This window comes from Alkalihalobacterium sp. TH-98 (genome assembly GCF_057473385.1).
This window is the reverse complement of sequence record NZ_JBYCKM010000042.1, coordinates 40,412-50,938: the sequence shown is the minus strand read 5'-3', so window position 1 is coordinate 50,938 and position 10,527 is coordinate 40,412. Positions and strand designations below refer to the sequence as shown.

Genomic DNA, 10,527 nt, shown 5'->3' with positions numbered 1-10,527 from the left:
TCTATGCTTTTAAAAAGTGAAGAAGGGTCTACTGTTTCCATATTACGAAAAACTAAAATCCGTTATTTAGGTGTCCACTTTCTTGACATAGGTCCAGAGAGGCCTCTATTTGTGATAAAATTGAGAAATTCATGATCATAACGGACTGAGAGGCTCTTATCTAGCAAAATTGCGTTGGTTTTCACGTGATTCATAGGAAATAAGGGCTTTTGAGTCCGCAAACACCTCAAGAATGGCATTTTCATCGAAATAAGGGCCTCAGAGTCCGCAAAAAGCGCAGTTCACATTGCCACAAAAAAACTTGAAAGGCTAGATTATAAGCCAATCAAAGTTATCTTTTAAATTATTATTATTTTGTTTTCACTCCTTCTCTCATTTGCTCTACTAAATGATTTAGCCGCTGTAAATACTGATTTCTGGTTTCTGTTTATAATGATGGATCTAAAAAATTTACAAAAAGAGGAAACGGAAAGTTCTAATTTCACAGTTTCCTCTTATTTTATGAAAAGTACCTCGAATATATCTAAGTTAATGTAAGGCGTGCAAAAGCAATGCATATATCGCTTCATCAGCTTCGTTCAGATTTGGGTTAGGTCCTGTAGAAGGGGAATGATTACTCCATACTTAGGATGGAACCTCCCTTTTGGTTGTCTATTCTACTATATCCACTAAAACAATTATGCCTTTCTAATAATACAAATACACTTTACAAGTTTTGAAGTGTCACTGTAACCGTAAATCACCCTACAGGCGCTGGACTATTACTCTCATGAAACTCTTCCATAAGATGCCCAATAATCTCTTTCACTGGCAGGATGCTTTTAATCTCATGCACCCTTGCTCCAGAAAAGACTAATCCGTCCTCAACATCACCGTTCATCGATCGATATAGAGAATCTAGCGTACAAAAATGATAGGAGCAATTCTTCAAACAATCGTGACATTTATCTATTTTTATTCGATTTCCCTGACTGATTTGACTTGAGAATCGGTTTTTGATCGCTCTTCCTTGTAAACCAACCGTCGTTTTTACCAAATGCGTATCACCTTCTTTGGCATCGACATATTTTTGTTTAAAAGCGATTGGTGCATCGCATTCTTCACTGGCAACAAATCGGGTACCTAGTTGAACACCTGATGCCCCTAGACTTTTGGCCTTCGCTAGATCCTTCCCTGTTAAAATTCCTCCTGCTGCGATGACAGGAATCTTTACGACCGCAGTCACTTCAGGAAGGATCTCAAATAATGGACGGTCAGTTCCAAGGTGTCCCCCCGCTTCACTTCCTTCTACAACAACTGCTGCCGCACCTAATCGTTCAGACAATCTCGCCAATTTCGCTGATGAAACGATCGAGATGACAGGGACCCCATACTCTCTTCCCCAGGCATACATATCACGAGAGATACCCGCACCTGAAACAATAAAATCCACTTTCTCCTCCATCGCGGCCTTCATCTTCTCAGCAAAATCATTCATCGCAAATAACACATTGACCCCAATATAGCCCGTGTGATTTGTTAATTCCCTTGCTTTTCGGATGTGGTATCTTAATTCTTCCACAGAAATCCCGGTCCCAGAGATCGTCCCGATACCACCCGCATTTGCAACAGCTGCTGCAAGCTTACTCAACGAAATGCCTACACCCATTCCCCCCTGCAAGATTGGTACCTTTGGTTTCATATCGCCAATTTGTAATGTGAATGCTCTCAACATAACTACCCCATTTCTAAAATGTAATAAAACTATGTAACAGAACTTCAGATTTTCCATAATATACTAACCACTGACACTATGCTTCATATGATATACCGACCACCCATTTTGAAAAAGACATAGATGTCATTGATCTTTTATGACAGTTGTAATTTTTACTATTATCACTGTTGAAAAGTTTGTGAGGTAGAAGGTACAGGGAGAGTTCTTCGTTTCCTTTGTTTGGCGTAAAAAAATAGCAAGAGGTCCGTCCCCTTGCTTCCTGATGATAAAAAGCGCCAACTTCTATTAAATAGAAACTAGCACTTCGTTTATTCGGTATACGTTTAGCGTGACGCTTTTGGTGGTTGGCATACATGACATTTACGTTGGGTATTATTATTTTTAGTGAATGTTTTTTCAAAGTGCTAACACTCACACATCAATTATGAGCAAAAGTCGTAATTATCCTAAGCTTCTTATTATAACCATGAGCTAGCACACAATTAAACAGACCCTTAATTACTTATTGGTCTAGAAAAAAGCGGGGCTGTCCCCCACGCTGCGTAGGGCATTCAGTTACACGCTATAATTCCAAAATGGCTTTATGAAAAGTCCTGCTGATTATGATCATTAAATTAACCTTAACAATTTTTCTATTCTATTAATAGAATCCAAGAAATCATTAAAATCATCATATACATATTCTTGAGAATGAGCTGTATTGTTTCTTAACTCCTCAATTGAGCTAAAGAAACGATCCACCTCTTTTTTTGATTGAAATTCCAGTTGATTTAACAGTTGTGGTGTTTTTCGGATAATTGTTCCTTTATCAGATAGCTGAATACATTCAATTAGGCCAAGCCCCTCATTTTTTTGCTTTCTTTTTTCGTATACTTCTAATGCTTTTTCGATTCTTCCGTCACTTAAACACTGTGTCCAACCATCATTTGGGTAACTTTTTTTAATTAAGTCTAATAAATTCATTTCTAATAGAGAAATTAGGCCAAATACTAACATACGAATCGGTTGTTTTTGTAAATCAGCTAATGTTAGTAGTTTCTTTACTTGATTTTTTTCAAGTACAAACACTGGATTTTTATCTTTAAATATTTGCAACAGTTCGATAAGTGACGTTGATTCTGAAATAAGATCTTCCATCTCGAAAGGATGAACATAATTTGAAATCATACCATCTTTCAGTTCAGACCTGACAATATAGCCAATAATCTTCCCGTTATTTTCAACTCCATAATAGTCAAAGTCTGCTTCCTCCATGTTCTGTTTAACTTCTAGTGCATCACCGTCCAAAGGACAAGCAAACAATTCTTCTGCAATTAATGGCACAGATAGATTGTCTGAATATATTTCCCTTAGTGTTTCGAGACTTTTCTTAAAGTGTACAATTGCCATAATAAACGTCCCCTAACCATGAATGATCTTGAAATAAATATAGTAAAGCATAAGAAGCGTCGCCTCTATCCAAAGTACATAAACCAATAACCGACTTCATCTTGTTTACAATTTGCTTCCCTTACTTGCTCTTTGCCATCTGGACTGAAATGATAACACCTTACTCTCTCAACATCTATATCACTATCATAGAAACGATAAATCATTAGAACGTTGGATTGTTGAGCTTTGTTCTTCGTAACAACTAAGGAATTAAGAGTTTCAATCCTATTTTCTGATTTTATATTCTGTATTCCAATTACATTATGCGGAATGTAATCTGGCTCTGTTTCAGCAAACAGCTTTTCTATCGTCTCCTCATCTTTATCCCATTGATTTTCCCTTTCTAAATGCAGTGCCAGATAAATATAATTTTCTTTATCTATTCGCTCGTCCCACTTCCACCATGAAAGGTCCATCGGTCTTGACCTACCTAAAGCTTTATCAAACTTAGAGTCTTCAATAAAAGCATCAAAACCGAGCATTTCTCCTAAATTAGCAAAATAATCAATTTCTCTTTTTGTAAACATTGAACGATTATGAGCAACTGATAAGTTCATTCTCCGATAATTTCGTACGTACCCTTCGAAGAATTGCATTAAATCAAGGTATTGTTTTTTCAAGTGAACACCAGCTTTCGAAACTAATAAGAAACTTAGATTTTTAACTTAAAAACTACACTATGAATAAATGGTTGACACTTGAATTCATAATCTTAAAGATGCTAGGATGTGCTAGCAAGCAGATATCAAACTGCTACTCTGCAAGATTATCAATATCTTTTCTTACCGCTGCGGTAATACTTCACTCTAGTGGGGCTCAGAATAGAAACTCTCGAGACTGAGCCTTAACTATTTTTCGGCAATGTTCGGGTTGTCACAGTGACATATACAAAAAGAAACGTCCCCTTGCTTCCTTTACCATAGTATTCCACTAGATCTTATTAGCTCGAAGATTTCTAGATTTCAAGACTTCTACTACTCGTAGTAGCAACTCTTCTAGTTCTCTTTTTGTTTGGAACGTATACATATATCCATAATTAGACTTAAGTTTTCCGTCTTCTTCCATCTTAGGGAAGCGTCTTAACGCCGTGCTTTTTCTTTGCTTGCTTGGCACTTCCATCAGCATTTTCTTTTGCTCGACTATTGAAGGATGAATAGCAATGGATGGGGATGCATTATCTAGAAGATAGACGAAAAAATCTTTATACTCTTCATGTTCAAATTCAGCAGCTTTTTTTGTAAGATTGGTTCTCTTAAAATTCACTTTTTTAAATGTTGATCCGAATTGTTCTAAAGGGACACTGCGTTCAGATGATTTAACCGGTTTAAGGGCAATAGGAACTCTAGATCTCTCCTGTTCATTAACCAAATCTTCTTGCTGTTTTTTTTCCTGTTTTAGTTGTTCTAGATGTGCTTCTATTTCCGTCAACCGCTTTGTTGTTTCTTGTATATATTCATCCATCCATTGTTTCATATCATGATGGTCTTGATTAGGCTTAGAAGGTAACTCATAAGTTGGGGCACTAAACGTATAACTAACATAAACTTCTGCATACCATACACTAATATCGAATAGTGCCTGATGCACTTGCTTTGCTACTTCTTGACACATCTCTAAAACTTGATGAGACGCAATATTTCCGTTTTTTCTTATGTACTCCAATTTTTTATAAATATCGTCTTGAATAATATCGTGTTTATACAATCTATTTATTTTTTCCACCTGTTTCAATGGATACACTTCATTCATGTTTTCTTGCTCAAAGATCATGGACACTAACATTTCTCCAAACAAGCGTGACTGGGTAATAGCTGCTTGTGGTTGATCCCATAAGAGTGCTTCTACACGTAATGCTAACTCTTCTAAAGTACTAGAAAACTCCCCAATAAAATTAAATATACTAGACTTCATTCCCGCTCCACTTCCTTTTAATAAAATACTATCTATTAGTTTATCATTTAACGACGACAATCCCATATAATTTGGAAATTATATTTTTAAATAAAATAAAGTTCACCTTCAAAAAGTGTATCTACAATATATATTGAACACCTACATGATACACAAGAACGGCTCTTGTGCTTCGGTCGTTTAGCAAAATAAAAGAAGCGAGTGAAGGTGTTCCCTTTGCTAGAATTGGCATAATATTGATCGCCGCTGGCTAAGCGGACTGAGAGGCCTCTATTTGTGAAAAATCGAAAATTTTACGATCGTAACGGACTGAGAAGCCCTTATCTAGCAAAATTGCGTTCGTTTTCACGTGTTTCATAGGAAATAAGGGCTTTTGAGTCCGCAAACACCTCTAGAATAGCGATTTTCATCGAAATAAGGGCCTCAGAGTCCCCTTACGTTACAGACCTAAGAAGAATAACAAAAAATGGTTACACGAAAAATTGCGAAAAGCGGGGCCTGTCCCCCGCTGCTCATAAATACTTTACTCTAGTGGGGGCAGACCTCGTATCCTACGAAACCCCATATACTATCTTTCTTAAAGAAACGTCCAAAAGAAAAACGATTCCACCTTAAACAGATGGAATCGTTTTTTAACTAAAACAAAGTTTGACTTTTTGATGCTAGATACCATGACGGTTTATGGCTCGTTGTTTTACTACCGGTTTCGGTATACTTAAACTCCAGCCCTTCATTCTTTAACTCATTAAATAAGTCGGTCAATTCTAGACCACCTTTGACCCAAAGTTTCCCACCCTTTTCACGCATATCAAGGATGTCTAGCCCTTTTTCCATTAGATAGTTGTTGATCCACGGTAGTTCTTCTTTTGTTTTTTCTACTTTAAGCTTCGGTATGACATACTCAACCTTATTGGATGTTGTTTCAGTAGAATTAAGTACTGGTGCCTGGTTAGAGGTGATCCCCATTTCATCTAACTTCTGCCACAGACTTTCCATCGCTTTTTCACGGTTAAAATAGAATTCTCTACCTCGTACTCGCCAAAACTTCCAACCTGAGCGTTCAAGAGATTCTTGTCGTTGCATATCTTCCTCAAACTTTTCAGGGCCATGCCACCTCTCACCGTCACACTCTACAGCGAGACGATCACGAATTCCTTCGATGACAAAATCGATTCGATATCTTCCTACCACTACTTGAGGAGTTACTTTGTAGCCTCGAGCTAGGATCATTCGCAATACGTCTTTTTCAAATGGCGAATCGCATTTATCTTCAAGGTCTTCAAACTGTTCACTCGTACGATTTGGATTTTTACAGTAACTTAATAGTCTGTATCTCAAATCATCTGGATTTAAATCTTCCAAATCTAGCGAGTGATACAATCTCATTTGATTTTTTGCGCGGCTAGCTGCGACATTAAATCGTTGTTTATCACTTGTTTTTGTCAGTGCCATGAAACGTCGTCCAGGAGCAACGATCATCGATAAAAAGATAATGTCGCGTTCATCTCCTTGAAGAGTATATGAGTTACCACAAATCATTTTACGATCGACATACTCTTTTTCACCAAGGGCTTCTCGTATTCTAGACTCCAGCAGTTTCGCTTGTTTTTGGCCTTGAAGGGCAATAACCCCAAATGTTTGCCCTTTATACTTAGGATCTTTAACCATCTCTTTCATGTCTGCAACTATAGCGTCTATTTCTGGAACGTTAATATCCTTATCTTTTTCATCATTGTAGCCATCATTCACTTTAATGGCTGTAACTGGTGGATCGATCTTTTCTTCTTCTAACGGAAGGCGAAGCGGGATCATTTCACCACCATAACTCAGATCATTTGAGAATTGAATGATCTCAGGGACACACCGGAAATGTTCTCTCAACATGAGCTTTCCTTCTTTAGGGAAAGTTTGTTCAGCAATTTCATAAAGTGAAATATTGCCGTCAAATAGATTTCCGTTTGGAATCCCATTAAGATACCTTCTGACCAATTCATGGACATCATCTAACTTTGTCCCGATATCTGTAGGACTGATTTGTTCATCATCCCCTACAACAATTACTTTTTTACCGCGCATCAAAACGTTAATCGAAAATAGATCACATTGACTGCTTTCATCAAAGATGATGATATCAAATTTGTCATTGGTGACAGGGAAGTTTTCTAACACTTGGTTAACAGGCATGATCCAAACAGGAATAGCCGATTGGGCTGTTTTCATCTCATTGCGCGCATCTTTTAGATGTTGATGAGCGTATTTCCCTGTTCCTTTTCCAAATCGTTTAATATATGTTTTCCAAGCTGAAAGTGAACGTTTCTCACTTTCTGTTATTCGTTCAATTTGGTTTTTCCAAGTCGATTGACTTACTATGTCTTGAATCAGTCTCTTCTGTTCTTTATGTTCTTCTTCGATTTGATTTTTAATTAGGCCGACATTCATGTCTTTCGTTTCATCCAACCAAGTATGAAGTTTCTTCAATTCAAAAGCTTCTTCGTAATCATCAGGAAAAGGAATGGTTTGCCCTACTGACATTTCAATCGATTGTCCTGTTAAAGGTAATGGACTTGCTAGGACATGTAAAATCTCATAGAACCGTTTGACATCCATTTGCAGTATTTCTAAATGGCCAAGTTTTTCTAATCGTTCTTTCCAAAAGACATCATCCTTTGTCTTATACGCCGTAATAAAATCCTTCCATATCGGATGAGCATCTTCTTGATTTTCTGCCTTTGTAAGCTGTGCTACTTCTTCATTTAACTGCTTTAGCCACTTCTCATATTCTACATATTGTAAAACGACTTCTAACTCACCAACTAACTGCTTATACGTTTCAACTGAGAATACATCAAGTTGAGACATTGTATATGGTTTGATTTCCTCTTTAAAGGATTCTATAGCATCTACTACTTTTAGTAAGACATCTAACTGTTGAATTTTTTGATCTAGGGCGTGCGGGAATCTTTCATCTTCAAGGTTAATCGTCTCCATTTGAACGTCCGTCATATTTCCATTAAAAACTCTTGCTGCCTCATCTCGTTTTTGTTGGTAACTTAAAAACTGTTCCAGCCGTTCAATGTCCTCAACCGTACGGATCGACTCACCATTAAGAATACTCGTTTCAAATAAATATTTGGTACGCTTTCCTTTGAACATAAAAAAGAGTGCATTTGGTTTCTTCCCTGACTGTAATCGCTCTTTTGCAATTGTAAAATCTTCTGCCAGTTCTTGTCGTCCTTTATTAGGAAGATTTATTCTATGGGTAACGAGTGAATGATAGAGCTCAAACAACTCTTCATTTATCGCCTTTAACTCAGAAAGTAATGTTCTCCAGCGTTCCTCTCTTTTACCACCGGCCATGCAATCATCTAAAATTAATTTGTACTCGCTATTGGAGAGAATACCAGCATTTTGATAGACTCCTTGAACATGGGTTAGTAAGCTTTTAATGACTTCTTCTTCAAGAGGAACGTTGTATTTCTGTTGAATTTGTTTTGTTTGTTCAACCGATTTCTCAAGCTCTTTTCCTGTTCTAATTAAATCTGTGAAAGAAGTAGCGTTGCGAATATCCTTTTCCATTTTTGGTAGATTTTCTTTAACTAAGGCTAAGTCCTCTTTTTGCAGTTTTCCTTTTAAGTCCCATAACTCTTTAAATTCAGGACATGAAATGGGGAAACTCAAATTCATTTCTACCTCATCGTGTAACCACGCATAACTAATCGGCGATTCAGCCAAGCGCTTTGCTACATCATATTTGAAAAGTTTCTCACCTTTATATTCTAGAGGTGTTCCTTCTTTCTCGGCGTAGGTCTGCAAGTCATTTTTCAAACGAGCTTCATTTCGCTTACTTTGGTCAAGCAGGTCTTTATTTCTAGTCATTTCAGCCTCTAGCTTATGAACATCTAGTTCTCCTAACTTTTCACTTAAAGAGCGTATCGATTGCTCAATTTCTTGAAGTGATTCTCGACCCCCACCTAAAACAGGCACACATAAGTCCCTAATATCTTTTGGAATTTTTGATTTTAGGACTTTTAATGGACTCTCTTTCTGGCTCGTAATTAAGATCTTTTTACCTTGAGCAAGAAAATGCGACACTAAATTAGCGATCGTATGGGTTTTCCCCGTTCCTGGTGGTCCCTGGACCGATACCCCATAATTGTGCTCAATTCGATTGACAATTTCCTTTTGCTGCTCATTAGACTCCAGCGGAAAATACAGATCATTTGCTGAGAATTCTAGCCTGTCATTCTTTACTTCAGAAGGTTCCTCCTCCTCTGCTTCCGACTGTTCACCGACAATGGCTTGGAGCGCTGGAGTCACCTCAAGGTCACCCTCTACAATTCCATTAATGATTTTTTCTAAATCATCCCGTAAAACTCGAACACTTTTTCTTCTTAATGAGAAGAAGCTTTCATCGTAAATTGCGGGATGTTCATTTACTTCTATTTTAGAGTGATCCTCAATAAATTTTCCGTTCGGGTCAAACAAGTGTATGTACTGAGTAAAAAAAGTATCAAGTTTATCCAAAATCGAGGTGGTTTGAATACTTTCATTTAACTCATTTATTTTTTCTATGTTATTGATCCGGACACCAGAGAACATTTCACGTTCAACATTGGTAGCGACTTGTACTTGTTTAATAGAAATAATTCCTTTTTCTGCATCCAGCTCTAACTCCAATTTTGTTGTTAGTAAAGGGTATCGGATCGTTCCCACCTTTTCATCTGGATGCTGCCAACAAAAGAGCCCCCTAGCGAAGATAAATTCTAACGTTTCGCCTTCTTTTTCTAATTGCTGAATGAGATCAAAGTACTGAACATAGAGATCATTCACTTTTTTCTTTTCCCGTAATCGTTCGGCCCAACTATTCCATTCATTTTCCCAACTTTCAAAAGCCGTGACCCTTTTTGGGTCTTCGGAAAAATCGATCGTGATTTCATTCTCATCGTCATCCAGTACCGTTTTCTCATTTAACCGAGTTACACTTCTCCGTTCATTACGAACATCAAAGTCGATCCAGCCGCTAAATATCGGATCCGGCTGTGGAGGCGTTTCGTCATCTCGCGTAATTTCAGGACGATGAATTTCAAGAAACGTATCCTCATCCTGGCATTGATCAAATAAATAACAACCAGGCAGACTTTTAAATTCAGCCGTTAGCCAATTCTTTTCAAACTCTCTATAGTCCCTTGTTACTTTTCCTACTAAACTATTTAACGCCAGTAAGTATTCAAAGAAGTTCTTTGCTTTCTGTTCCGTTCCTTTTTGTGTCACATTCAAGCACCTCACAGTTACATCTATTACTCCATTTTACAACTTTATCCTTATGTTGGGAACTTTATGCTTTTTAAGGGTAAGAGTAGTATAAAATGTATCCAAACATTAATTAGTTTTAATTCAGTTATCGTGGAGTGTACTTAATGTAACTGGCAGTATTGTGGCAAAGAAAAACACTCATTATTTACTGCGAA

General features: G+C 37.3%; 5 protein-coding genes. All 5 read right to left on the bottom strand.

All coding sequences use genetic code 11. The features are described 5' to 3' along the window. Nucleotides 1–739: 739 nt before the first annotated feature. The 5 genes from AC2VNP_RS14660 to AC2VNP_RS14640 all read right to left on the bottom strand — a co-directional run bounded on the left by AC2VNP_RS14660 (nucleotide 740) and on the right by AC2VNP_RS14640 (nucleotide 10,330). Nucleotides 740–1,714 (bottom strand): NAD(P)H-dependent flavin oxidoreductase, encoded by a 975-nt coding sequence (locus AC2VNP_RS14660; protein WP_486918039.1) that lies wholly within the window; start codon nucleotides 1,712–1,714, stop codon nucleotides 740–742. 612 nt (nucleotides 1,715–2,326) lie between these two features. Beyond that, the gene (locus AC2VNP_RS14655; protein WP_486918038.1) at nucleotides 2,327–3,106 is read right to left on the bottom strand and encodes a hypothetical protein; all 780 of its coding nucleotides are present in this window, start codon (nucleotides 3,104–3,106) and stop codon (nucleotides 2,327–2,329) included. Between the two features lie 65 nt (nucleotides 3,107–3,171). Beyond that, on the bottom strand, nucleotides 3,172–3,768 hold the full coding sequence (locus tag AC2VNP_RS14650; RefSeq protein ID WP_486918037.1) for a hypothetical protein: 597 nt from the start codon (nucleotides 3,766–3,768) through the stop codon (nucleotides 3,172–3,174). 310 nt (nucleotides 3,769–4,078) lie between these two features. Further along, nucleotides 4,079–5,125: a DUF4145 domain-containing protein gene (locus AC2VNP_RS14645; RefSeq protein ID WP_486918036.1), complete on the bottom strand. Its 1,047-nt coding sequence runs from the start codon at nucleotides 5,123–5,125 to the stop codon at nucleotides 4,079–4,081. Between the two features lie 570 nt (nucleotides 5,126–5,695). Then, nucleotides 5,696–10,330: an AAA domain-containing protein gene (locus AC2VNP_RS14640; protein ID WP_486918035.1), complete on the bottom strand. Its 4,635-nt coding sequence runs from the start codon at nucleotides 10,328–10,330 to the stop codon at nucleotides 5,696–5,698. Between the last annotated feature and the right edge of the window lie 197 nt (nucleotides 10,331–10,527).

Excerpts from the sequence above, each read along its gene's own strand:
- AC2VNP_RS14655 (WP_486918038.1), bottom strand. The coding sequence starts at position 3,106 with ATGGCAATTGTACACTTTAAGAAAAGTCTCGAAACACTAAGGGAAATA.
- AC2VNP_RS14645 (WP_486918036.1), bottom strand. The coding sequence starts at position 5,125 with ATGGGATTGTCGTCGTTAAATGATAAACTAATAGATAGTATTTTATTA.
- AC2VNP_RS14660 (WP_486918039.1), bottom strand. The coding sequence starts at position 1,714 with ATGTTGAGAGCATTCACATTACAAATTGGCGATATGAAACCAAAGGTA.